The sequence below is a fragment of the Lysobacter antibioticus HS124 genome (assembly GCF_000336385.2).
Taxonomy (GTDB): domain Bacteria; phylum Pseudomonadota; class Gammaproteobacteria; order Xanthomonadales; family Xanthomonadaceae; genus Lysobacter; species Lysobacter firmicutimachus.
On sequence record NZ_HG424481.1, the window covers coordinates 30,852 to 55,230 of the forward strand.

Consider the following 24,379-nt stretch of genomic DNA (forward strand, 5'->3'; position numbering starts at 1 on the left):
GGAACTGGAAGTATGTGGGGCGGTGATTGGGGATTCGGGATTCGGGATTCGGGATTCGGGATTGGAGATTCGGGATTGGCAAGGGCTGAGAACCCAAACCCAAAGCCGGGACTCGACGGGATCTCGGACGGCGGCGCTGCTGTGAGCTCAGGCAATACCACGAAAATTAGCCCCCTTTGGAAAGGGGGCTGGCGCCTTGCGCGACGATGGGATGCGCAGAGGGAGCGGCGCCGGGGGATCTGCTCCGGGCGCCGCCGCCGAATCAGCGGCGGAAATCCACCGCGAACGCGATCAGCGTGCCGGGGATGCGCGCGGTGCCGGCGGGGCAGGCGGCGTCCAGCGGCACCTGGGTGCGGGTGCCGCCGAGGCGGTCGATGCAGACTTCGAACTGCTCGCCGGCGCCGGTCTGGGTCACGCTGTAGTCGTTGTCGCTGCCGACCAGCACCAGATGGCGGCCGTCGCGCAGGCGCGGGCCGATCGCCAGGCCTTCCAGCTTCTCCGGAACATCGCGTACGCCGGCGCCGTGCAGCGCGGCAAGCAGATCGACCTCCGGCGCCTTGTCGACCGCGCGCACGCCCGCCGGCAGGTCGTTGCTGCCGGCCAGCGAGCGCTGCGACACGTCGCTCGCGCCGCGCAGCGAAATCCGGTAGACGCGCTTGTGCAGGGGCGCTGCGGTGACTTCCACGCCGAGGCCGCGGTTGTCGCGTTCCAGCACCAGGAAATCCTGGTCGCTGAGCGCATGGATCGCGCTCAGGCCGATGCTGCGGCCCTGCTGGGTGGCGGAGAAGTCGTCCCGGGTCGAGGGATCGATCGCGTTCAGCGTCTCGATCGGCTCCAGCCGGTACACGTATTGCGCGCCGGCGCGGCCGCGGCGCAGATCGAACTCGACGATGCGCACGTTGCGGCTGCGGCGCCCGTCGTTGCCCGCGCCTTCATGGACCAGCGGGTCTTGCATCACCGCATAGAGCTTGTCGCCGGAGGCGTTGAGCGTCAGGCCTTCGAAGCCGCGGTTGTCCTGGCGCCCGGCGACCACGCTCTTGCGATCGCCGACATAGTCCAGCGCGCCCTGGGCATTGCGCGGGCGCAGGTTGTCGGGAATCTCGAACGCGCGCAGCAGGCGGCCGTTGGGCGCGAACTCGTACAGGCTGGGGCCGTACTCGTCGGCGACGTAGAAGTGGCCGTTGCGGCCGATGGCCAGGCCTTCGGGATCGAAACTCAGGCCGAGCCGGGATGCGTCGCCGTTGAGCAACTGCGGATTGAGGCCGTTGAGGCTGTCGCGGCGACGAGCGTGGAACAGCACGGTCTTGTCGACGATCGGCTGACCGATGCGGCCGCTGCGGCGATCGTAGGGAATGCGCAGGCGTTGCACGCGAGTGGCGTAGTCGATCACACCGCCGCCCGGGCCGCGGTCGGACAGGGCGTACCAGTAGCCGTCGCGCGGGTTGTAGCTGAGGTCGGAGTAGAAGCCGAAGCGATTGAGGTTGGCCTGGTCCGGCGTGCCCGGCGGCAGGCGCACGGCATCGCGGGTCGTCGCCGCGGTCTCGACCACGTTGCGCAGCGACCAGGAAGCGGCGCAGGCGGGCAGGGCGCAGGCGAGCAGCACGGCGGCGCCGAGGACGGAACGGATCATGCGGGGCTCCAGGGGGCACGGGAAACCGGTCATGCTGAAAGCGGCAGATGTCAGCGGGATGACGGTCCGCCAGCGTCGCGACGACCTACCCCTGTAGGAGCGGCGCAAGCCGCGACCACGGAGCGCGCAGAGGCCTCAAGGCTTGCGTCAACGATCGAAGCCCGGAACCTTCGTCGAAGCGGACGCCACGCAGGCCACGCGCGGGAAATTGCAACATCGGCACCGACGACGCCCTCCGTCGACGCCGCCTCCCGCGCTCAGCGCAGCCGCAATACCGCCAGCATGCCGAAATGATCCGACGCCCACACGCCTTCGCGGCTGCGGTCGAGGACGATTTTGGCTTCGACCAGCTCGAAACGTTGCGGGTCGTAGAACACGTGATCGATGCGTTGCGCCGGTAGATACGCGGGGTTGAGCGTGGTGTGCGCGGCCGGATCGGCGCTCGCCTGCGGATGCGCGCTGCCGTAGGCGTCGCGATAGCGTGCGGCCAAGGCATTCAACTCCGGCGAATCGGCGTCGCTGTTGAAATCGCCGGCGATCAGCACCGGCCCGTCGCCGCGCGTGGCGTCGACGAAGTCGAGCAGACTGGCGACCTGGCGCGCGCGGATCGCGCCGCCCTGGCGGTCGTTGTGCAGATGGGTGGCATAGACCTCGACTGCGCCGGTGCGACCCAGCGCCACGCGCGCATGCGCCGCGGTGCGGTAGTCGTCCAGGGGGTCGAGTTTGCGCTGGTCCCGGGCGCGGCTGCGTGCCCGCGTCAACAACGCATTGCCGTAGCGGCGCGCGGCCTGCGGCGGATCGACCGAAACGAACTGGACCCGGTAGCCCAAGGCGGCGCCCAGATCCTCGGCCTGATTGCGCAGGCCGTCGCGCTGCAGCACTTCCTGCAGCGCGATCACGTCCGGGCGCAGGCGGCGGAGCTCGTCGACGATCAGGGCGCGGCGGCGCGGCCAATCGCCCTTGTCGTGCCACAGATTGAGGCTGAGCACGCGGATCGTCGGCGCTGCACGCACGGCGGTACGCGATGCCGCAGCGGGAGCGGCGGCAGGATCGGTGGCGGAACCGTCCGCTATTGCGGACTCGGCTGCGCCGGCGAGGCAGGCAGACGCCAATGCAAAGGCGGCGAGCGCGGCCTGCGCGAGATGTCGCAAACCTCGCACGAAGCGGTGCGCGGCGACGCCGTCTGCGGGACTTCGGTGCGACGGCGAAACGGGCGCGGAGCGGCTCATGGCGCCCGAAACTCCGCGCAACCGCGATACGTCTGTGCGCCGACTTGCAGCGTCACGCTGGCCGGATAGTCGCGTTCGCTCATGCCGTCGCTGCAGGTCTCGCGCCGATAGCGCAGTTCCACCTCAACGCCGTCGGCGGTGGTGCCGCGATAGCCGGCGTCGCCGAGCCGGGCCGCGGCGGCGACGTCGAGCCTGCGCTCGCCGTAGTCGAGAGTCAGGCGCATGGCCGGCGTGTCGCCGGCCCCGACTTCGACCAGCCAGCCAGGCTCGTTGCCGACCGCGCGCAGTCCGGAAGGCGGAATGGGCGTTGTGCCCGCGGCGGTCGGTACGGCGGCGGTCTGCGTCGCCGCGCCGTGGCAGGCCGGCAGCGCCGTGGCGACCAGCAGGACGAATGCGAGGCGCGAAAGCATGGCAGTCTCCGATCCGAGTCGCAGCGAGCATAGCGTCGGGCGCGTGAATGCCGCCGCGCCGTACCGCCTGTAGGAGCGGCGTGAGCCGCGACCGTCGAAGCGGTGACGCTCCGCGCGGTCGGTCGGGGGGCGGGCGCATCGTCCGCCGCTTTTGCGGGCAGCAAAAGCAGCCCCCTTTGCCCCCTTTGCAAAGAGGGGGCCGTAAACGGGCCTCACGAACCTAGGCGGAAGGCTCGGTCGTAATGCCGCTCAGTGCGGCACGTGCTCGGTGCGCAGCACCGGGTAGAGGTTGTAGCGCGCGTCCCAGGCCGAATGGCGGCGGTAGAAGAACTCCAGCCGGGCCTGCGGGCTCTTGGCGAATTCGGGCTCTTCGCGCAGTTTGCGCTCGAATTCGGCCTTGAGCTGCGGGTCGCGCCCCAGCATTTCGCGGGCGACTTCTTCGGCGACGTAGTCTTCCATGTACTCCTTGCGCTCGAAGGCGTTGTTGAACTCGCCCCAGGACGCCAGCGAGTCCGGCGCCTGCGGTTCCAGCATGGACATGACCACGCGCGCCTTGGGCTGGGCGATCGGCACGAACAACGCGCCGGCGGCCAGGTCCTGGGTTTCCGCCTTCCATTCGCCGTCCAGCGTGGCGCGCTGATGCCCCTCGACCGATTGCGCGGCGAACGCGGCCTTGTCGGCGCGGAACGCCGCCACCGCCGCCTGGCTCAGGGCGTGGTCGAGACGGCGGTAGCTCACGCCGTGGCGGTCCAGGCGCGCCCCGACCCAGGCCGCATGCGCGGCCGGCACCAGGTAACCGCCGCGCGGCGCGGTCACGCTGCGCGCGGGCTGGATGTCGTACTTGAGCGGCAGCTTCCACACGTCCGGCTTGGTCTCGTCGTAACGGGTCATCAGCGCCCCGGAGACGTCCGAAGGCGTGCGCGTATAGGCATAGCCGCGGAAATCGACCGTGCGCACCGCGTCGCCGGTCTTGTAGTCCAGCGCCACCGTCTCCCCGGCCAGGGCTTCGGCGCGCCGGTCGGCGGCATCGGCCTGGCGGCGCCAGCCGGCGCCGTCGCGGGCGACCAGCTCCAGCACGTCGACGATGGTATTGCGGGTGATCCCGACTCGGGTCGGGTAGTCCTTCCAGGAATGGGTCTCGACCAGCATGCCGAGACGGTTGCGCAGGAAGAAATAGCCGTGCGAGAAGCGCGGCGGCGGTACGCCGTCCTCGAAGCCCGAGGCCGGGTTGTCGGCTTCGACGAAGGACGGATAGAACGACAGCGGCAACGAGCCCTGCTTGGCCAGGCGGGCGATGACGCCGTCGCGCAGGGCGAGGCCGGCCTGGCGCAGCGGCGCATCGCCGGCGTGCACCGGCTCGACCTGGATCGACACGTCGTGCTCGAACTTGGCGCCGTCGGTGACGTGCAGGTCGACGTAGACCAGTGGGTCCCAGGCCTCGATCAGCTTGAGCATGGCCTGCATCTCGGCCGAGTCGGCCTTGAGGTAGTCGCGGTTGAGGTTGTAGTTCTGCGCGGTGGTGCGCCAACCCATCTCCTCCGGGCCGCGCTGGTTCGGCCGGTTCCAGCGGCCGAAGCGCTCGTGGCCGTCGATGTTGAACACCGGCACGAACACCAGCACCTGCTTGTCCAGCGCGCCCTTGGCGGCTTGGCCGTCCAGGAGCTGGCGCAGCGCCAGGAAGCCGGCATCCTTGCCGTCGATCTCGCCGGAGTGGATGCCGCCCTGGATCAGGGTCACCGGCAGGCCTTGCGCCTTGGCCTGTGCGGGCGAGAACGCGCCGCTGCGGGTGGCCACCAGCGCTTTCATCGGCCGGCCCTCGGGCGTGACGCCGAAGTCGATGCAGCGCACCGCATCGGCGTAGCGCTCGGCATAGGCGGCGCACAGCGCCAGCACTTCGTCGTAGCGGCCGGTCTTGAGGAAGCCGCTGCGTTCGGCGACGGTGGTCAGCGGCGCCTGCGCGGGCGCGGCGGAAGCGAGCGGAGCGGCGGCGAGCAGGGCGGACAGCAGGGCGGTGCGGGCAACGGTGCGTGGCATCGGATCGGTTCTCCCCGGAATCGCCGTGCATGGTAGCGAAGTGCAGGGCGCGCGAATTGGCCCGAGAGGCCCGTTCGGCGCCGGAAATCGGCGACTGCTGCCAGCGTTTTGGCAGCAATCGCGTCCGCGCCCGGGTCGGGCACGCGCGCGAGCGCGGCGGTGCGGATTAGACTGTCGCGCCCTGCCGCCGCGAGAACGCCGCATGTACGCGCTTTATTACGCCCCGGGCGCCGCCAGCCTGGTCGTGCACTGGTTGCTGATCGAGTTGGGCCTGGAACACGAACTGCGCCGGGTCGACATGCAGGCGCGCGAACAAAAGAGCGCCGAGTATCTGGCGCTGAACCCCAACGGCGTGATCCCGACCCTGATCGTCGACGGCCGCCCGCATTACGAGGCCGCGGCGCTGGCGATGTACCTGGCCGACCGCCATCCGCAGGCCGGCTTCGCCCCGGCGCTGGACGATCCGCAGCGCGCCGAGTATGCGCAGTGGATGTTCAATCTGGCCAGCACCCTGCAGGCGCCGCTGCGGCTGTGGTGGTACCCGTGGGACCTGCAGGCCGACGACGCGGCGGTGCGCGCCGGCGCCCAGGCCCAGATCGAGGCCGCCTGCGCACGCTTCGAGGTTCAGTTGGCCCAGCGCGGCCCCTACCTGCTCGGCGAGCGCCTGAGCGCGGCCGACTTCTACCTGACCATGTTGATGCGCTGGAGCCGCAACCTGCCCAAGCCCGCGCACGACTGGCCGCACCTGGCCGAGTATGCGCGGCGGATGAAGGCGCGGCCCTCGTTCAAGACCCTCTACGAACGCGAAGGATTGACCGAATGGGCCTGAAAGCCGGCGCGATCCTCGGCGTCGTTCTGGCGGCCTGCACGGCGTCGACCGCGATCGCCGCGCCGGCCGCGCCGCAGCCGGTCCCGGCGCCGCTGGGATCCGTCGCCGAGGTCGACGGCGTCGCCGCCGCCGAATGGACGGCGCGCTGGTGGCGCTGGGTCTACGCCTTCCCGGCCGGGCGCGAGCCCTATCGCGACCGCAGCGGCGCGCAGTGCGCGCAAGGCCAGGATGCGGACGGGCCGGTGTGGTTCCTGGCCGGCACCGACGGCCGCTTCGACGTCAAGCGCCGTTGCCGGGTTCCGGCCGGGAGACACCTGCTGGTGCCGGCGATCAACATGTACTTCCATGCGCCGTTGCGCGGCGAGAACGCGATGAGCTGCGCGCGGGTCAAGGCCGAGGCGGCGCTCAACAACCAGGCCCTGGTCAGCGCCGTGGTCTTGCTCGACGGCCGTCCCTTGGCCCGCCCGGTGCGACTGGTCTCGCGCTGTTTCGATACGTTCGCGGCGTCGCGCGATTCCCTGCGCGAGCGGGGCGGCCGGGTGCGCGCCGCGGCCGACGGCTACTGGCTGCTGCTGCCGCCGCTGGCGCCGGGCCGGCATCGGCTGGTGGTCGGCGCCAATTACGGCAACGACGCCGACCCCGACTTCGGCCGCATGATCCAGAATTTCGAGTACGAGCTGGAGATCGGCGAGCCGGCGATCTGAGCGAGGCCTCGCGACGCTGAACGGCGCGGTCCGCCGCACTGCGGAAACCGCCGGCGCGGCCGATCGGTTAGGCTGTGGGGCTGGACTGCCCGGCCGCCTTTGCGCCCGGGCCACGCGATGGAACGCGCGACCCGACCGCCGAGGACCGCCGTAGATGAGCCAAGCCGCCACCGCCCCCGTCACCGCCGATTCGCAGGGCAAGATGCCCCGCCAGATCGCCTTCATCATCGGCAACGAGGCGGCCGAGCGCTTCAGCTTCTACGGCATGCGCAACATCCTGACCGCATTCCTGGTCGGGACCCTGCTGATGGCCTCGACCGGCGACCTGGCCGAGCGCGAGCGCATGGCCAAGGACGTGTTCCACACGTTCATGATCGGCACCTATTTCTTCCCGCTGCTGGGCGGCTGGCTGGCCGACCGCTACTTCGGCAAGTACAACACCGTCATCTGGTTCTCCCTGGTCTACTGCGCCGGCCACGCCTGCCTGGCGCTGTTCGAACACAACCAGACCGGCTTCTTCACCGGGCTGTTCCTGATCGCCTTCGGCGCCGGCGGCATCAAGCCATTGGTGGTGTCGTTCTGCGGCGACCAGTTCGACCAGAGCAACAAGCACAAGGCCAAGCTGGTCTTCGACGCGTTCTACTGGACGATCAACTTCGGCTCGCTGTTCGCCTCGCTGCTGATGCCGATCTTCCTGCGCGAATACGGCCCCTCGGTGGCGTTCGGCATTCCCGGCGCGCTGATGTTCCTGGCCACGTTGATTTTCTGGCTGGGCCGCAAGCGCTATGTCATGGTGCCGCCGACCCGCAGCGCGCCGGACCCGGATTCGTTCTTCAACGTCGCCCGCACCGCGCTGCGCGGCAAGGTCGCCGGGCAGGGCAACCCGGGCGTGGCGGTGGCCGCGGTCGGCGTGGCCCTGGCGGCCGGCGCGCTGGCGCTGATCCCGAGCCTGGGCTTCGTCAAGAGCGCCTGCCTGGCGCTGGGCCTGCTGATCGGCTTCGGCGGCTACGGCATCGCGCTGCAGCTCGAGCGCGCCCGCGGCATCCATCCCGACGCGGCGGTGGACGGCGTGCGCGCGGTGCTGCGGATCCTGATCGTGTTCGCCTTCGTCACCCCGTTCTGGTCGCTGTTCGACCAGAAGGCCTCGACCTGGGTGCTGCAGGGCCAGCGCATGGTGGTGCCGACCGAGCTGTGGTGGTGGCCGAGCTGGCTGATCTCGGGCGAGGGCGGGGCCAAGGCCGCCGCCTCGCAGATGCAGGCGATCAACCCGCTGCTGGTGATGCTGCTGATCCCGTTCAACAACCTGGTGCTGTACCCGGCGCTGCGCAAGATCGGGATCAACCCGACCCCGCTGCGGCGGATGGGGTTCGGCATCGCGGTCTCGGGCCTGTCCTGGGTCGTGGCCGCCTCGATCCAGTTGTATATGGACGCCGGTCACCCCATGTCGCTGGCATGGCAGATCCTTCCCTACGTGCTGCTGACCTTCGGCGAGGTGCTGGTGTCGGCGACCGCGCTGGAGTTCGCCTACAGCCAGTCGCCGCAGTCGATGAAGGGCGTCATCATGGCCCTGTGGTACCTGACCAGCACCTTCGGCAACCTGTGGGTGATGCTGACCAACGCGGCGGTGCGCAACGAGGCGGTGACCTCGCACATCGCCGCCACCGGGCTGAGCGAGAACGCGTTCCTGATGTTCTTCTTCGCCGGTTTCGCCTTCGTCGCCGCGGCCGCGTTCGCCTTGTACGCACGCAGTTACCCGATGCAGGACCACTACCGCAGCGTCTGACCGGCGCCGCGGCCGTCCCCTACGAGACTCCGATCCGATGCTGACCCTGATCCTGATCGCCGTGACCGCCCTGGTGTCGTGGCAGGCGTTCGAGAAGAAGCGCATCTTCGAGCGGCTGGTGCTGTGGCCGCCGGGGGTGGAGCGTTTCCACCAGTACGATCGGCTGCTGACGCACGGCTTCGTGCACGCCGATTGGACCCACCTGCTGTTCAACATGATCACGCTGTATTTCTTCGGCGGCGTGATCGAGCAGGTGTTCGCCCAGACCATCGGCCAGGCCGGATTCGTGCTGTTCTATCTGTCGGCGATAGTGGTGGCGATCCTGCCCAGCTACCTGCGCCATCGCCGCGACAACGGCTACGTCAGCCTGGGCGCGTCCGGCGCGATCTACGGCGTGTTGTTCATGCTGCTGATGGAACCGCGCATCGGCCTGATCTTCCTGCAGCGTCTGGCCAGCCCGAGCTTGCCGAGCTTCTTCGGCGGCTGAGGGGCTGCGGCCGCGATGGCGGCTCAGGCCGCCATCGGGTTGTCGCGGTAGTCGCTCGGGGCTTCGCCGTAAGACGCCATCAGGCCGGCGTAGATCTCGGCGTCGAGTGCTTGCAGTTCGCTGGTCTCCAGATCGCCGACATAGGCGAGTTCGTAGAGGCGGTAGACGATCGCCAGGCTGCGGGGATCGCAATGGAGCGGGGCGACAGGACGCATATGAGACCTTCCTCTCGTATTAACCGGAACTCAATCACAAACAAAGCACATTTCGTGCCAGCAAGGACGGGCTTTTTTTCCCGATTCATGTGACGCGCGAGGTCAAACACGAGCCGGCGGAACGGCGCAGCGTGACGCGACGCGGCGACTCTCACGCCCGCTCACCCGCCTTGAAGGTCGGCCGTGCTACCACACGGTGACGGCCTGGGGGGCGGCCGTTCAACCAGCAAACTCGACAGGAGCGAGGCATGGCGACCAAGAAGGCCGGCAAATCGGCCAAGACCACCGCCAGCAAGGCCGTAAAGAAGAGCGCCGGCAAGACCGCGCGCGCGACGGCCAAGAAGGCGAAACCCCAGGGCGCGGCCAAGAAGGCGGCGACCAAAAAGAACGCCGTCAAGCCGGTAGCCAAGAAGGCGACGACCAAGAAGGTTGCGGCGAAGAAGGCTGCGACCAAGAAGGCCGTGACCAGGAAGGCCGTGACCAGGAAGGCGACGGTCAAGAAGGCGACGGCCAAGAAGCCGGCGGCCAAGCGCGTCGCGGCGAAGAAGACGGCGCGGCCGGCCTCGGTCAAGCAAGCGGCCTCCAGGAAATCGACGGTCGGCAAGTCGGCGGCGAATAAGGCCGCAGGCAAGAAGCTCGCGACCAAGCGCGGCGCCGCGAAGCAGGTTCTGGCGAAGAAGCCATCGGCCAGGACACTCGCGACCCAAAAACCCGCGGCCAAGAAAGCAGCGGCCGGAAAGACCGTCGCGCACAAGGCCGCGACCCAAAAGGCGGCCGCCCGGAAGGCGGCGCCGCAAAAGGCCGCGGCGGTCCAGCGCACGCTCGCCAAGAAAGCGGCCAAGCCGGTCGTCGCAAAGCGTGCCGTCGCGCAGAAGCCGGCGGCCAAGCCGGCAGTGACCCAGCCCGTCGCCAAGCAAGCCGCGGTCAAGCAAGCCGCGCGCAAGCCGGCCGCGCCCAAGCAGGCGCCCGTCAAGCCGGTCGCGGCCGCGAAGCCCGCTCGGGCGACGCCGACCCGCAAGCCGGCGCCGATCAAACCCGAACCCGCGATGCCGGCGATTATCCGTCTGCCGGAACCGGCCGCGCCCGCCAAGGCGGCCAAGCGCGCGCCGACCCGGCCGACGACCGAAGCGAGCGCCCGCTCTGCGCCGGCCGTCGAGGTTCAGGCCGCGGCCGCGCCGGTCAAGGCCAAGGCGCCGCGCAAGCCGCGCGCGCCCAAGCCGCAGCCCATCGCGGCCGGCACCGCGCCGGCCGCCGCGTCGCTGGTGGCCGGCGCCGAAGCCGAAGCGAGCGCGCCGACCTTGCAGCCGGCGAGCCATGAGCCGGCCGCCGGCACCGCCGCCGGTTCGCTGATCGCGCAAGGCGCCGCCGAATCGGCCGCGCCTGTCGAGGGCGAGCAAGACGGCGGCGCGGTGGAAGCCGAGACCGTCGAAGCGCAGGGACGCGAGGACGAGCCGGAGGCGGTGGAGGCTTCGGTCGAAGCGGACGCCGCCGACGCCGCGCCGGCGCGGATCACCCCCGAGCAGGCCTTGGCCAATACCCGCCACCTGCTCGAGGCCAAGCAGGAGCAGGCGCGCGAGCCGCAGCCGTGGCAGCAGTTGGATCCGCAGCACGGCCATGTGCCGGCCCCGGGCCCGCAATCGGGCGCCGCCGCCGACAAGGCCAACGAACTGCACGCCGGCGAAAGCCGCATGCAGGCGATCCAAGGCTCGGTCAGCACCCAGGACCGCCACAACCAGGGCAAGCGCGACAACCGCTGAACGCCGCCAGCCGGAGCCGCCGTATGCGGCTCCGGCGCCGCCGCCACCGTACGAGGATCCCCGGCATGGCCGTCAACGTTCTCCACGACCCCGCCCAGCGCCGTTTCCAGACCGAAGTCGAAGGCGTGCTGGCGCTGCTCGACTACCGCCTCGACCAGGGGCACCTGGTCATCGCCCACACCGGCGTGCCCGACGCGATCGGCGGCCGCGGCATCGCCTCGGACCTGGTCCGGGCGGCGTTCGACTATGCCCGCCAGGCTGGCCTGAAAGTGAGGCCGGCCTGCTCCTACGCCGCCGCCTGGATTCAGCGCCATCCCGAGTACACCGACCTGCTGGGCTGAGCGACCGGCCCCGCCGCGGCCGCCCAGCCGCCGCGGCGATCCCGTGCCCCGGGCACCGCGCCCTCGCACCCGGCGCCGGGCGCGGCGCCCCGAAGCGGCCCTGAGCCGGCCCTGCCGGAACGGCCCGAGGTCCTGCAGATCGCCCCCAGGGGTCGCCAAGCCGGCCCGGCTGTGCCAGCCTACGCGCCCTTCGCCCCACCGGCGGCGTCCGTCCCCTGGTCCTTCCCATGCGTCTGAACAAACACATCAGCGACACCGGTTTCTGCTCGCGGCGCGAGGCGGACAGGCTGATCGCCGAGGGGCGGGTGACGGTCAACGGCCTGCGCGCGCGAGTCGGCGCCGAGGTGGGCGAGGGCGACGAGGTCCGGGTCGATGGCGACGTGCTGCGCGTCCGCGCCGCGGTCAAGGGCAAACGCCAGCACGTCTATATCGTGCTCAACAAGCCGGTCGGCGTCGTCTGCACCACCGAGTCCGGGGTCAAGGACAACATCGTCGACTTCGTCGGCCACGAGCGCCGGATCTTCCCCATCGGCCGCCTCGACAAGGACTCCGAAGGCCTGATCCTGCTGACCAGCAACGGCGACATCGTCAACGAGATCCTGCGCGCCGAGAACAAGCTGGAAAAGGAATACCTGGTCGCGGTCAATCACGAGGTCACCCCGGAGTTCCTGCGCGGCATGAGCCGCGGCGTACCGGTCCACGGCCAGACCACCCTGCCGTGCAAGACCGGCAAGCTCGGCCGCTTCGGCTTCCGCATCGTCCTGGTCCAGGGGCTCAACCGGCAGATCCGCCTGATGGCGGCGCACTTCGGTTTCCGGGTCAAGCAGCTGCTGCGCGTGCGCATCGGCAACGTCAAGCTCGGCCACCTCAAGCCGGGCCAGTGGCGCAACCTCACCGACCCGGAACTGCAGGGCTTGCTGCCGCACCGCAACGAGTGGTGAACGAACGGCGCGGCGCGCGCCGGACACCGCTTCGGCGGACCGCGATCTAGATGTGGGCGTCACGCCCTGCGCGATAATCTCGCGCGAAACATCCATGGACCGCCGTCGAAAAGGATAGCTGCATGAAGCGCGTCATCGCCGTTTCCCTGCTTGCCCTGGCCCTGGCGGCCTGCAAGAAAGAAGCCACGCCGCCGGCGCCGGCCGCGGGGACGCCGGCCCCAGGCACATTGCCCGCACCGGTGGCGACCGACGACGGCCCGGTCGAACTCAAGGAAGTGGTCGAGACCACGCCCGACTACGTGATCGGCATCAGCTACGCCACCCAGGCGGCCAAGTACCCCGGGCTGGCGCGCGAACTGCGCCGCTATGCCGACGCCGCCCGCAGCGAATTGCTGGAGGCGGCCAAGGGCCGCACCGCCAAGGAGAACCCGTCGCCGTACGAACTGTCGCTGACCTTCGACGACGTACTCGACGCGCCGCAGATGATGGCGGTCTCGGCCGACGGCAGCAGTTACACCGGCGGCGCCCATGCCGCGCCGCTGATCGCGCGCTTCGTCTGGCTGCCGCAGCAGAACAAGCTGCTGACCGCGGCCGAGCTGGTGCCGCAGAAGTCCGGCTGGGACGCGATCTCGCGCTATGTGCGCGAACAGCTGCATTCGGCGCTGTCGCAGCGCATCGACGCCGACGACCTGGCACCGGCGGTGCGCGCCGAGCAGATCGAGACCGGCGGCCGCATGATCGACGACGGCACCGCGTCCGACCCGGCCAACTTCGCCATGTTCGAACCGGTCAAGGCCGCCGACGGCAAGCTCGCCGCGCTCAAGTTCGTGTTCGCGCCCTACGAGGTCGGCCCGTATTCGGACGGCACCCAGACCGTGGAAGTGCCGGCCGCGGTGCTGCTGCCGCACGTCGCGCCGGCGTACCGGAGTTTGTTCAGCGGCGGCTGAGGCATGGCGCGGCCGCGGCCGGCCGTGCGGATCGCGTTGCGCGAAATCCACACGATTCGGCACATTGCCGCGCCAGGCGTTTGCTAAGGTGCGGCTCGAACGCGGAACCGGTGCCGGACGGTCGCCGGCGCGTTCGGTTCGCAGGCCGCAGCGCGCCGTCGGGCGCGCCGCGGCGTCGCCGGTTGGTTCGCCGATCCTGAGCGAGGTCCGCATGTCCGTTGCGTCGTTGCGCAAGCGAGTGGAGGAATTGCTGGAGCTGGCCGACGTGCGCATCGACGGCGACCGGCCCTGGGACCTGCAGGTCGACGACGACGCGTTCTACGCTCGAGTGCTGGCGCAAGGCTCGCTGGGCCTGGGCGAAAGCTACATGGACGGCGCCTGGCGCACCCAGGCGCTGGACGAGATGCTGGTGCGGCTGATGCGCGCCCACGTCGACGAGCGCGTGCACGGCTGGGCGGCGATGCTCGACGGCTTGCGCGCGCACTTGATCAACCTGCAGAGCCACCGCCGCAGCTTCACCATCGGCGAACGTCATTACGACCTCGGCAACGATCTGTATGCGGCCATGCTCGGCCGGCGCCTGGTCTACAGCTGCGCCTACTGGCGCGACCGCGACGGCGTGCCGCTGGACGATCTGGATGCCGCCCAGGAGGCCAAGCTGGACCTGGTCTGCCGCAAGCTCGGCTTGCGTCCCGGCATGCGCGTGCTCGACATCGGCAGCGGCTGGGGCGAGGCGCTGAAGTTCGCCGCCGAGCGCTACCTCGTGCGCGGGGTCGGGGTGACGGTGTCGGGCGAGCAACTCGACTACGCCCGGCAGCGCTGCGCCGGCCTGCCGGTGGAGTTCCGCCTGCAGGACTATCGCGAGCTCAACGAGCCCTTCGACCGGATCTTTTCGCTGGGCATGTTCGAACACGTCGGGGTCAAGAACTACGAGACCTATTTCGACGTGGCCCGGCGTTGCCTGGACGGCGACGGCCTGTTCCTGTTGCACACCATCGGCGGCAACCGCTCGGTCGGCCACAGCGATCCGTGGATCGCCAAGTACATCTTTCCCAATTCGATGCTGCCCTCGGCGCGGCAGATCGCCGAGCACGTCGAAGGCCGCTTCGTGATCGAGGACTGGCACAACTTCGGCGCCGACTACGACCGGACCCTGCAGGCCTGGCGTCGCAATGTCGAGGCCGCCTGGGACCGGCTCGGCCCGCGCTACGACGAGCGCTTCCGGCGCATGTGGCGGTTCTACCTGGCCGCCTCGATGGCGACCTTCCGCAGCCGCCACGCGCAGCTGTGGCAGTTGGTGTTGTCGCCGGAGGGCGTGCCCGGCGGCTACGTCGCGCCGCGCTGAAACTTAGAAACGAGTGAAGAGAAACAAGAAACGAGTGAGCGAACCGGTCCCGGCTCTTACTCGTTCCTCTCCACTCGTTTCCGCGTTACTGCTCCTGCGCCAGCTTCGAATGCCGGATGCCGTAGCCGAAATACACCAGCAGGCCCAGCGAGACCCAGATCAGGAAGATCAGCCAGGTGATCGCGGCCAGTTCGGCCAGCAGCCAGATCGAGAAGGCGATGCCGACGATCGGGATCAGCGGCACCAGCGGCGTGCGGAACGAGCGCTCCAGGTTGGGCTTGCGCACCCGCAGCACCCACACCGAGGCGCAGATGACGATGAAGGCCGAGAGCACGCCGATGTTGACCAGCTTGGCGACCTCGCCGATCGGCAGGAAGCCGGCGACCAGGGCGGTGAACACGCCCAGCACGATGGTCGGGCGGTGCGGGGTGCCGTACTTGGGGTGGATCTTGGCGAACCAGCCCGGCAGCAGGCCGTCGCGCGACAGCGAGAACCAGATCCGCGCCGCGCCGAGCATGAACGCGAACAGCACGCTGGCGATGCCGACCACGGCCGAGAACGCGATCGCCTTGGCGATCCACGGCAGGCCCAGCGCGGCGAAGGCGTCGGAGACCGGCGCGTCGCCGCCGAGGGTCGAGTAGTGGGCGATGCCGGTCAGCACCAGCGACACCGCCAAGTACAGCACCATCGACACGCCCAGCGACAGCAGCACCGCGCGCGGCAGGTCGCGCTGCGGGTTCTTGGATTCCTCGGCCGCGGTGGTCAGGGTGTCGTAGCCGAACACGGCGAAGAACACCACCGCCGCGGCGGTGCCGACGCCCTTCCAGCCGAAGTGGCCGACGCCGTCTTCGCCGATCACCCGCTCGGGCACGAACGGCACCCAATTGGCGGTGTTGATGTAGAACACGCCGACGCCGATCACCAGCACCACCGCCAGGATCTTGATCGCCACGATCAGGGTGTTGAAGCGCGCGCCCCATTCGGTGCGGAACACCAGCAGCGCCGAGACGGCCAGGGTGACCGCGGCGGCGATGACGTTGAATACCCGGCCTTCGCCGGTGCCGATCGCGCCCTGCGCCCAGACCGGCAACTGGATGCCGACGCCTTCGAGCAGGACTTGCACATAGCCCGACCAGCCGATCGCCACCACCGCGACGATCAAGGCGTATTCCAGCAACAGGTCCCAGCCGATCAGCCAGGCGGCGAGTTCGCCCAGGGTGGCGTAGCTATAGGTGTAGGCGCTGCCGGTGACCGGGATCATGCCGGCGAACTCGGCGTAGCACAGCGCCGCGGCGGCGCTGGCGATGCCGGCGATCAGGAAGGCGAGGGCGACCGCGGGGCCGGCGTTGGTCGCCGCCTCGTGGCCGGCCAGCACGAACACGCCGACGCCGATGATGCCGCCGATGCCGATCGCGGTGAGCTGCCACAGCCCGAGCACGCGGCGGAAGTCCGAGCGTTTGCCGGCCTCGGCCTGCAGTTGTTCCACCGATTTGTGCCGCAGGACCTTGGCGATCAGGCTCATCGAACGCGTACTCCGCGAGTTGGACGCCGCATCATAGCTGCTGCCGCGCCGGACGGTGGCGCACGGTCGCGGCTCACGCGGCCGCGCCCGGGACGTTGTCACGGATATCCATCGCGAGGGGCCGCGCATGATCCGCTGGAACCGGCAGTTCACCGAGTTGATCCGACGCAGCCGGGCCGGCTACTGGGGCAATTGGGGCCTGGCCATGCACGTGCGCCCGGGGGCGGTCGGCATCGTCGATCCGGCCAGCGGCGATTTCCAACTGGTGCATCCTTCGTTGCCGCAGGTGCAGATCCGCCACGACCGCATGTCCGGGGCCTGGAAGCTGCTGTCCGAACACGTCAGCCGCCAGGAGCTTGCGGTCGACGTCAGCGGCGAAGCCGAGACCGGCGCCGGAGTCCGTGCCGAGGGGGGACTGGAAGTGCGCTGGAGCATGGGGCGGGCCGGCGCGATCGCCTCGGAATTCTCACTGCGCGAGCAGGCGGTGATCGCCGACCTGACCCAGATCCGCAACCAGTTCCGCTGGCTGGCCGAGCAGGCGGCGCGGGTCGGCTTCGGCCGCAACGGCGCCATCCACCAGGGCTTCGGCGTGGTCACTGCGGCGATCTACGCCAACAGCGGGCTCAACGTCGGCTCGCAGAGCGAAAACGCCGAGTTCGCCATCGCCGGCCGCGCCGGCGCGGTGCGCGAGATGCTCGGCGGCGTCGCCGGCAACGGCAGCTACAGCTCGGTGCGGCGGGTGCGCAACGTCGACCGCCAGGTCTGGCCGGCCCAACCCAACAGCCGCAGCCGCGATGCGGTGCCGATCGCCTACGCCTTCGCCTCGTTCGACGGCGAACTGCTGATCCCGAACTGGCAGCGCCGGCTCGGCGCGCTGGAGCTGGTGTTCCGCAACGGCGCCGGCGGCACCTACCGGGTCGAGATCGAGGTCGGCTGGCAGGTCGGCCGGCAGCCGCGCACCGTGCAGCGGGTGGCGGTCAGCGGCGCCATGACCCGCACCGTCGGCAACATCCCGCTGGCGGCGCGCGATCTGCGGGTGTCGGCGCGTTTCGTCGCCTCCGGCAGCTCGCCGATCGTGCGCGAATGGGCCGATCCGCTGCGTCAGTGGAGCAACGGGCGGCGCCATATCGATCTGGGCGGACGTTGGCCCGGACGGATCTCGTTGCAGGTGCGCGAGGAGGACTAGGCGGCGATCGCCACCGGCGTCCGCAGAGCTGTCATCGATTTGCGGCATGCTGGACCCGCGGCGCCGTGCGCCGTTGCGGGCCGGGCGTTCGGCTGCGGCCGCCGAACGAGGAAGCGCTACGCATGCCGCATTGCTTTAAGCTGAGCCGTCCGTTCGCCGCGCTGGTGTGGCTGGCCGGCGCCGTCTTTGCCGGAACCCCTGCCGTGACCGAGGCTTCGCCCCCTGCCGTCTCCGCCGCGGCGCCGCGCCCGATCGTGATCGCCCACCGCGGCGCCAGCGGCTATCGCCCCGAGCACACCCTGGAGGCCTACCGCCTGGCCATCGCCCAGGGCGCCGACTTCATCGAGCCCGACCTGGTCGCGACCCGCGACGGCGAACTGGTGGTGCGGCACGAGAACGAAATCTCCGGCACCACCGACGTCGCCGCGCACCCCGAGTTCGCCGCCCGCAAGACCACCAAGACCATCGACGGCGAGGCGCTGACCGGGTGGTTCACCGAGGACTTCACTCTCGCCGAACTCAAGACCCTGCGCGCGAAAGAACGCATCCCGCAGATCCGGCCCGGCAACACCCGCTACGACGGCCAGTTCCGGATCGCGACCCTGCGCGAAGTGATCGCCCTGGCGCGCGAGGAGAGCCGCGACGGCCGCTCGATCGGCATCTATCCCGAGACCAAGCACCCGACCTGGTTCGCCCACGAAGGCCGGCACCTGGACGGCTCGCCGATCGGCATCAGCCTGGGGCAGAAATTGATCGACATCCTGGTCGCGGAAGGTTTCACCGATCCGCGCCGGGTCTATATCCAGAGCTTCGAAGTCGCCAATCTGATCGAACTCAAGCGCGAGATCATGCCGCGCGCCGGCGTCGACCTGCCGCTGGTGCAGTTGTACGGCGACTTCGAGCGCGACCGGCCCTACGACGTGGTCTATCACCTCGGCCGCGGTGAAGTCCCGGCGGCGCGCTACCGCGGCTTGGAGCGCGCGATCCCCGGGGGCCTGAGCGCCGACACCCGCTACGTCGCATTGACCGAGCCTGCGGCGCTGGCCTGGATGCGCGAGCACTACGCCAGCGGCCTGGGGCCGTCCAAGAGCAGTCTGCTGCCGCGCGCGCCGGCGCCGGCGGGTGGGGCCGGGCTGAAGACCCGCAACACCGGCTACGTGCATCCGCTGCTCGGGCGCGCGCTGGCGCTGGGCTTGCAGGTGCACCCCTATACCGTGCGCGCCGAGGCGCCGTTCCTGAGCCAGAGCGCGAACGGCGTCGACCAGAACGCGCTCGGCGAAGCGCTGCAGCTGTATGCGTTGGGCGTGCAGGGCTTGTTCATCGATCAGCCCGATATCGGTGTCGCCGCGCGCGACCTGTTCCTGCAGCACAGCCGGTTGCCGGACGCCGGCCGATAAATCCGCACCCGCGCCGCTCCTCCCGGTTGCGCTGGCGTACACCGCTTCGGATGTCGCGGCTTACGCCGCTCCTACAGGGGCCGCGCTATGGCTTTGGCGAATCCCCAATCCTCAATCCCTAATCCCCAATCGCGGCGACCAGCGTCGCCGCGCAATCGGCCGGGAGCTTGAGCGTGGCGATGTCGTCGGCGCGGGTGACGCCGCGGTTGAGCAGGGCCAGCGGCAATCCGGCCTCGCGCGCGGCGCGGGCGAAGCGGTAGCCGGAATAGACCATCAGCGAGGAGCCGACCACCAGCATCGCATCGGCCTGGGCCAAAGCCTGCTGGGCGGCAGCTACGCGCGGACGCGGCACGTTCTCGCCGAAGAACACCACGTCGGGTTTGACCAGGCCGCCGCAGGCTTCGCAGACCGGGGCGACGAAGCGTTCGAACGCCAAGCCTTCCAGGTCGGCGTCGCCGTCGGGCAGCAGCGCCGCATCCAGCCCGGTCCAGTCGGGATTGCGCGCGGCCAGTTCGGCCTGCACCGCCTCGCGCGGTCGCTGCGCGCCGCAATCCAGGCACACGACCTGATCCAGGCAGCCGTGCAGGTCGATGACGTCGCGGCTGCCGGCACGGGCATGCAGGCCGTCCACGTTTTGGGTCACCAGGGCCGTGTCCGGCGTGCGCGCCTGCCATTGCGCGAGCGCGGCGTGGCCGGGGTTGGGCCGGGCGCGCGCGAACGCCGGCCAGCCGACGAAGCTGCGCGCCCAATAGCGCGCCCGGGCGCGGGGGTCGCCGACGAAGGCGCGGTACTCGATCGGCGGCTTGCGCTGCCAGGCGCCGGTCTCGTCGCGGTAGTGCGGAATCCCCGAACCGGTGCTCAAGCCGGCGCCGGTGAGCACGAACACGCGCCGATGCGGGCGCAGCCAATCGCGCAGGCGCTGGGCGGCGTCGGTGTGGGGCAGGGCGGCATCGGCGGTCATGACGGGCTCGGCAACGCGGGGCGGGGCTGGACGGGATATGGCGCCCCTCGCGGCCGATAGCAAGGTGGGATTGGGAATTGGGGATTCGGGATTCGCCAACAGCGGTTTTGCTATCTCGTGCCGAACCCCGAACCCCGAACCCCGAACCCCGAACCCCGAATCCTCCAATCCCGAATCCCGAATCCCGAATCCCGAATCCCCAATCACCACATGACGCCGGCGCCGATGGTCACGCCGACATCGCCTTCGGAATTGCTGTTGCCGGAGAACTTGTACACGTAGCGTCCGTCCTCGCTGATGGTCGACACCCCGATGGCGAAGCCGGTTTCGCCGCGGAAGGAACTGGCGGCGACCGCGGCCATGCTCTTGCCCGGCACGTAGGCCTGCGGCAGGCCGGCCACCGCCATCGCCGAGGCGACCCCGGCGCTGGCCTTGTCGTCGAGCTGCCCGATCTCGCGGCGCAAGGTGATGCCCCAATTGTCGGTGTATTGGTTGGAGGTGTTGATCGCGCGGTTGATGCCTTCGTTGAGCTGTTGCACGTTGACTGCGTCGCTGTTGTGGGTGCCCGCGCGGACGTTGCGGATGGTCACCGGGGCGCCGCCGTTGTTGAGCGTGACCTGGGTGGTGTTGACGCTGCCGTCCACGTGGGTGTCGTAGCGCACCGTGCCGCTTTGCGAGGCGCGCAGCTGGGCGAGGTTGACCGCATCGTGGTCCTGCGTGCCGGCGGCGACATTGACCACCTGGCGCTGCTGGCCGGCATTGCCGACCGACACCGTGTTGGCGCGGTCGGCGACCGCGCCCTGGCCGAGCGCGACCGCACCGGAAGCGGTCGCGCTGGCGCTTTCGCCGACCGCCACGGCATTGGTCGCGCCGGCGGCGATGCTGCTGTTGGCGCCGAGCGCGGTGCTGCCGTCGGCCTCGACCCGGGCATTGCCGCCGATCGCGGTGTCGTTGTCGCCGGCGGCATAAGCGTCGCCGCCGACCGCGACCGCGTGGCGGCCGCCGGCGTGAGCGCTGGCGCCGGCGGCGATCGCGCGGGTGCCGGCGCCGACCGAGGCATTGCCGGTCCCGTCGATCGCCAGCCTCGGTTCGGGCGAGGTCGGCCCCGGCAGGTTATCGATGCGGGTGTTGAGCTGGGTCAGGCTGGCGTCGACCGCGGCGAAGGCCGCGCCGACATTGGTGTAGGTGCCGCCTTGCACGGTGAAGTTCGGCGCGCCGAACACGCCGCCGGCGAACAGCGAGCCGCCGCCGAAGATCGAGGCGATGGAATTGCCCATGGCGAAGATCTGCCCGCCGTTGACCGCCTGCAAGCTGCCGGCGGCGATCTGGCCGCCGGCCAGATTGTCGAGCACGCTGCCGGTGCCGGCCGGGCCGCGCAGGGTGATCGAGCCGTAGTCCGGATTGCCGCTGCCGTCGTCGTCGTACTGCACGGCGAAGGCATTGCCGCTGCTCAGGCCGCTGTTCAGGGCGGCGAGCGCGGCGCCGACGTCGGTATAGGTGTTGCCGCCGATGAGGTAGCTGGGCGCGGTGAACGTACCGCCGGCGTTGAAGACCGCGCCGCCGCCGAACAGATTGGCGATCGAGCCGCCGATGCCGAAGATCTGTCCGCCGTTGACCGCCTGCAGGCTGCCGACGGCGATCTGGCCGGCGGCGAGATTGTCGAGCACGCTGCCGACCCCGGCCGGGCCGCGCAGGGTGATCGAACCGTAATCGGGGTTGCCGCTGCCGTCGTCGTCGTATTGCACGGCGAAGGCGTCGCCGGTGCTCAGGCCGCTGTTCAAGGCGGCGAGCGCGTCGCCGACGTTGTCGTAGGGGGCGCCGGCGATGACGTAGCTGGGCGCGGTGAAGCTGCCGCCGGCATTGAAGGCGGCGCCGCCGCCGAACACGGTGGCGATGGAGCCGCCGACGCCGAACAATTGTCCGCCGTTGACCGCCTGCAGGCTGCCGGCGGCGATCTGGCCGGCGGCGAGGTTGTCGAGCACGCTGCCGACCCCGGCCGGACCGCGCAGGGTGACGTGGGCGTAATCGGGATTGCCGCTGCCGTCGTCGTCGTATCGCACCGCGAACGCGTCGGCGGCGGCCAGGCCGTTGTCGAGCGCGGCCAGCGCAGAGCCGACATTGTCGTAGCCGGTCCCGGCGACGAGGTAGTTCGGCGCAGTGACCGTGCCGTCGGCGGCCACGGCGGCGCCCGCGCCGAGGCGCTGGGCATTGGACTGGCTGATCGCGAACAACTGCGCGCCGTTGACCGCCTGGGTGCTGGCGGGATTGATCGCGCCGGCGCGCAGGTTGGCGACGGTCGTGCCGCCGGCGCCCTGCAGGGTGACGTTCTGCAGATCCGGCGCGCCGCCGAGATCGTCGTACTTGACCGCGAACGGATCGGCGACGGCGCCGGCCAACGCCCCCTGCAATTGGGCGAGGTTGACTGCGTCGGTGCCGAGGCTGCCGGCGGCGACGTTGGTCAGCTTGCGCGTCGCGCCGGGCGCGCCGACCGAGACCTCGCCCGCGGAGTTCTGCGGCGCGGCCAGGCCGAACGCGATATAGCCGGTCTGGGCGCCGATCACGGTCGACGAGCCGGCGCCGAGCGCGACGCTGTTGGCGTGGGTGGAGGTCGCGCCGAAGCCGAGCACGGTCTGGCGGTCGGCATTGCCGAAGCTGTTGTCGCCGATCACCACCGAATTGCCCAGGCGCGCGGCGTAGTTGGTGTCGGGGCCGCCGGTGAAGCCGGCCGAGGCGGCGCTGACGGTCGGCAACTGGTGGCGCGCATTGGTGCCCAAGACCACGGTGTTGGAGCCGTTGGCGTAGCTGCCGTCGCCGATGATGACTTGGTTGTTCTGCGCCGGATTCGTGCGCCAGGTGCAGGCCAGGCCGACTATCACGCAGGAGGGATTGTTGTTGTTGCCGAAGTAGTTGCTGTCCTGGAACTGGATGTAGCTGTCGGAATGCACGCTGCCGATCAGGGTCAGATGGTCGGCCGGCTGGTTGCCGTCGAGGTCGGCGACATTGGGCGCCTGGATCAGGTTGAGGATCAGCGACAGGTAGGAGTAGTTGAAGTTGGCCCGGTCGATGGTCAGGCAGTCGCTGCCGAGCAGGCCGCAAGCCTGGTAATCGTTGCCGAGCAGCCAGTTGCTCAGGTAGACGTTGAGATCGGGCAGGCTGCTGGTCGGCGGCGGCGGCTGGATCACGCTCATCGGCGAAACCAGCCCGCCGTCGAACGATTCCTGGTTCCAGGTCGAGCTGTTGGGAATGCCGTCGAACACCAGCGGCAGCAGGGGGCCGGGTTCGGCCCAGGGGTCTTGGTCCGTCGCCGCTTCGGTCGTCGACGCGCTGCCCGTAGCGTCGCTGGGCTCGCTGGCCGCGACGGCGTCGGCCGCCGGCACCGTGACAACGGAATCGGGCATGGCGTCGGCGGCGAGCGCCGGCGGGCAGGCGCAAGCTGCGGCGAGCGCGAGCCAACAGGCTGCGCTCAGATGCGACAACGCCGGAACCATTGGATTCCGGCGCCGGTCGTGGGTGGAAGAAACGGTGCGGTGAGCGGTGCGGGTGCTGCGGGTCCCCTGGGTCATGACACGGCCTCCGTCTGCTGAGCCTACGTAGCGCCGACGGCGGCGATGGAGCGCATGGCGGGCGGCGATGCGCCACCGGTCTCCCCCGTCGCCGCGACCGACCGTGTTCGCTGGCACGTTCGATGCATCGGCCTACGCAGGCTAGAAAAGCGCGTCGCTGTGCGCACTCATGGTGGTTCACGCACGATCACGCCGGCTCACCGAGGTTCACGCAACGCAAAACGCGGCGCCGAGGCGGCGCCGTCGAATCCGGGGGATGGAAGTGGAACGGCGAAGCTCAGCCGGAAGCGCGAACCACCGTGCACAGATAGCCCATGCCGCGCACCGCACGCAGCGGCAACGGCAGCGGGCTCATCAATGCGACTTTCTTGCGCAGCCGGTAGATCAGCATTTCCAGGCGATGCGGATCGAAATCGTAGACGTTGCTGGTCAGCGAGCCGATCAGACTGTCGTGCGAGACCGGATGCTCTCCGGCGCCGGCGTTGACCAGGCGCAGCAGCACGCTGCGCTCGGGCGCGCTGAGGTCGATCGCCGCGCCGTCGGGCGTGCGCAGGGTCCAGCCGTCCGCGGCCAATTCCCAATCCGGCATCGCACCGGTGCCGGCGCGCGCGGGCAGGGCGCGCATGTGGTGCTGCAGGCTGTGCATCGCGGTGACCACCGAGGTCAGCCGGTCCAGGTCGACCGGCTTGGCCAGGCAGGCGTCGGCGATTTCCTCATAGGCATTGCCGCAGACATCGCCCTCGGCGTCGAGCACGACGATGCCGATATCGGAATGCTGGCGCAGGTGTTGGGCGACGACGCGCGGGTTGTCGTCGGGCAGATCGCTGGCGATCACCGCGATGTCGCACGGAGCGTTGAGCAGATTGCGGTACAGGGCCGTGGCGTTGGCGCATTCGAGCACGGCGAACTGTCGGGTTTGCAGCGATTGCAGGATTTGCTGCCGCAGCGCCGGGTCGCGTTCGACCACTGCGATGCGACGCTCGTTGCGGCGGTCGTTGCCGGTGCTGCCGGGCAGGACTGTGGGAATGGCGGCCATCCTGAATTCCCCTGTTGATCGAGCTAACCGACCGGCCCGCGGCTGCGGGACGGTGCCGTCGA

21 protein-coding genes are annotated in these 24,379 nt (G+C 69.9%); 11 read left to right on the top strand and 10 right to left on the bottom strand.

What is annotated here, in order from left to right; genetic code table 11:
* Positions 1-262: 262 nt before the first annotated feature.
* The 4 genes from TX83_RS08475 to TX83_RS08490 all read right to left on the bottom strand — a co-directional run bounded on the left by TX83_RS08475 (position 263) and on the right by TX83_RS08490 (position 5,303).
* Positions 263-1,630, bottom strand: a complete 1,368-nt coding sequence (locus TX83_RS08475; protein ID WP_064747521.1) for an esterase-like activity of phytase family protein — start codon at positions 1,628-1,630, stop codon at positions 263-265.
* Positions 1,631-1,887: 257 nt separating this feature from the next.
* The gene (locus TX83_RS08480; protein WP_261370069.1) at positions 1,888-2,643 is read right to left on the bottom strand and encodes an endonuclease/exonuclease/phosphatase family protein; all 756 of its coding nucleotides are present in this window, start codon (positions 2,641-2,643) and stop codon (positions 1,888-1,890) included.
* A 212-nt stretch (positions 2,644-2,855) separates the two neighbouring features.
* Positions 2,856-3,269: a hypothetical protein gene (locus TX83_RS08485; protein ID WP_064747522.1), complete on the bottom strand. Its 414-nt coding sequence runs from the start codon at positions 3,267-3,269 to the stop codon at positions 2,856-2,858.
* 249 nt (positions 3,270-3,518) lie between these two features.
* Positions 3,519-5,303 carry a M14 family metallopeptidase gene (locus tag TX83_RS08490; protein WP_064747523.1) on the bottom strand — a complete coding sequence of 595 codons (1,785 nt, stop codon included), beginning with the start codon at positions 5,301-5,303 and terminating at the stop codon, positions 3,519-3,521.
* 202 nt (positions 5,304-5,505) lie between these two features.
* Between TX83_RS08490 and TX83_RS08495 the strand changes: the two genes are divergently transcribed.
* The 4 genes from TX83_RS08495 (at position 5,506) to TX83_RS08510 (ending at position 9,106) form a co-directional block, all read left to right on the top strand.
* Positions 5,506-6,132: a glutathione S-transferase family protein gene (locus TX83_RS08495; RefSeq protein WP_064747524.1), complete on the top strand. Its 627-nt coding sequence runs from the start codon at positions 5,506-5,508 to the stop codon at positions 6,130-6,132.
* Complete coding sequence (locus TX83_RS08500; protein WP_064747525.1) at positions 6,123-6,836, top strand: hypothetical protein; 714 nt, start codon at positions 6,123-6,125, stop codon at positions 6,834-6,836. The genes TX83_RS08495 and TX83_RS08500 overlap by 10 nt, the downstream gene beginning before the upstream one ends.
* Positions 6,837-6,990: 154 nt before the next feature.
* Positions 6,991-8,619, top strand: coding sequence for an oligopeptide:H+ symporter (locus TX83_RS08505; protein ID WP_064747526.1), 1,629 nt, complete (start codon positions 6,991-6,993; stop codon positions 8,617-8,619).
* A 37-nt stretch (positions 8,620-8,656) separates the two neighbouring features.
* The gene (locus TX83_RS08510; RefSeq protein WP_064747527.1) at positions 8,657-9,106 is read left to right on the top strand and encodes a rhomboid family intramembrane serine protease; all 450 of its coding nucleotides are present in this window, start codon (positions 8,657-8,659) and stop codon (positions 9,104-9,106) included.
* Positions 9,107-9,129: 23 nt separating this feature from the next.
* Here the strand turns inward: TX83_RS08510 and TX83_RS08515 are convergent, their stop codons facing one another.
* Together TX83_RS08515 and TX83_RS23275 are read right to left on the bottom strand one after the other, a co-directional pair.
* The gene (locus TX83_RS08515; RefSeq protein WP_064747528.1) at positions 9,130-9,321 is read right to left on the bottom strand and encodes a hypothetical protein; all 192 of its coding nucleotides are present in this window, start codon (positions 9,319-9,321) and stop codon (positions 9,130-9,132) included.
* Positions 9,322-9,472: 151 nt separating this feature from the next.
* Positions 9,473-10,207, bottom strand: coding sequence for a hypothetical protein (locus tag TX83_RS23275; protein WP_186442555.1), 735 nt, complete (start codon positions 10,205-10,207; stop codon positions 9,473-9,475).
* 7 nt (positions 10,208-10,214) lie between these two features.
* Here TX83_RS23275 and TX83_RS23280 point away from each other — a divergent pair, with 7 nt between their 5' ends.
* The 5 genes from TX83_RS23280 to cfa all read left to right on the top strand — a co-directional run bounded on the left by TX83_RS23280 (position 10,215) and on the right by cfa (position 14,652).
* On the top strand, positions 10,215-11,078 hold the full coding sequence (locus TX83_RS23280; protein ID WP_079248123.1) for a hypothetical protein: 864 nt from the start codon (positions 10,215-10,217) through the stop codon (positions 11,076-11,078).
* Between the two features lie 65 nt (positions 11,079-11,143).
* Positions 11,144-11,419: a GNAT family N-acetyltransferase gene (locus TX83_RS08525; protein WP_064747529.1), complete on the top strand. Its 276-nt coding sequence runs from the start codon at positions 11,144-11,146 to the stop codon at positions 11,417-11,419.
* 227 nt (positions 11,420-11,646) lie between these two features.
* Positions 11,647-12,360, top strand: coding sequence for a pseudouridine synthase (locus tag TX83_RS08530; protein WP_064747530.1), 714 nt, complete (start codon positions 11,647-11,649; stop codon positions 12,358-12,360).
* Between the two features lie 122 nt (positions 12,361-12,482).
* Positions 12,483-13,307, top strand: a complete 825-nt coding sequence (locus tag TX83_RS08535; RefSeq protein ID WP_064747531.1) for a DUF3298 and DUF4163 domain-containing protein — start codon at positions 12,483-12,485, stop codon at positions 13,305-13,307.
* Between the two features lie 211 nt (positions 13,308-13,518).
* Entirely contained in the window at positions 13,519-14,652 is a 1,134-nt protein-coding gene (gene cfa / locus TX83_RS08540; protein WP_064747532.1) for a cyclopropane fatty acyl phospholipid synthase, read from the top strand.
* An 85-nt stretch (positions 14,653-14,737) separates the two neighbouring features.
* Here the strand turns inward: cfa and TX83_RS08545 are convergent, their stop codons facing one another.
* Positions 14,738-16,174 (bottom strand): amino acid permease, encoded by a 1,437-nt coding sequence (locus TX83_RS08545; RefSeq protein WP_064747533.1) that lies wholly within the window; start codon positions 16,172-16,174, stop codon positions 14,738-14,740.
* A gap of 127 nt (positions 16,175-16,301) precedes the next feature.
* On the opposite strand from TX83_RS08545, the gene TX83_RS08550 reads away from it, so the two are divergent.
* Together TX83_RS08550 and TX83_RS08555 are read left to right on the top strand one after the other, a co-directional pair.
* Positions 16,302-17,360: a hypothetical protein gene (locus TX83_RS08550; RefSeq protein ID WP_064747534.1), complete on the top strand. Its 1,059-nt coding sequence runs from the start codon at positions 16,302-16,304 to the stop codon at positions 17,358-17,360.
* A 122-nt stretch (positions 17,361-17,482) separates the two neighbouring features.
* Entirely contained in the window at positions 17,483-18,757 is a 1,275-nt protein-coding gene (locus TX83_RS08555) for a glycerophosphodiester phosphodiesterase family protein (protein WP_064747535.1), read from the top strand.
* A gap of 118 nt (positions 18,758-18,875) precedes the next feature.
* Here TX83_RS08555 and TX83_RS08560 read toward each other — a convergent pair whose 3' ends face one another.
* The 3 genes from TX83_RS08560 to TX83_RS08570 form a co-directional block, all read right to left on the bottom strand.
* Positions 18,876-19,718 (bottom strand): NAD-dependent protein deacetylase, encoded by an 843-nt coding sequence (locus TX83_RS08560; RefSeq protein ID WP_064747536.1) that lies wholly within the window; start codon positions 19,716-19,718, stop codon positions 18,876-18,878.
* 203 nt (positions 19,719-19,921) lie between these two features.
* Positions 19,922-23,116, bottom strand: a complete 3,195-nt coding sequence (locus tag TX83_RS08565; protein WP_186442556.1) for a YadA family autotransporter adhesin — start codon at positions 23,114-23,116, stop codon at positions 19,922-19,924.
* Between the two features lie 442 nt (positions 23,117-23,558).
* Positions 23,559-24,317: a response regulator transcription factor gene (locus tag TX83_RS08570; protein ID WP_064747538.1), complete on the bottom strand. Its 759-nt coding sequence runs from the start codon at positions 24,315-24,317 to the stop codon at positions 23,559-23,561.
* Positions 24,318-24,379 lie beyond the last annotated feature (62 nt).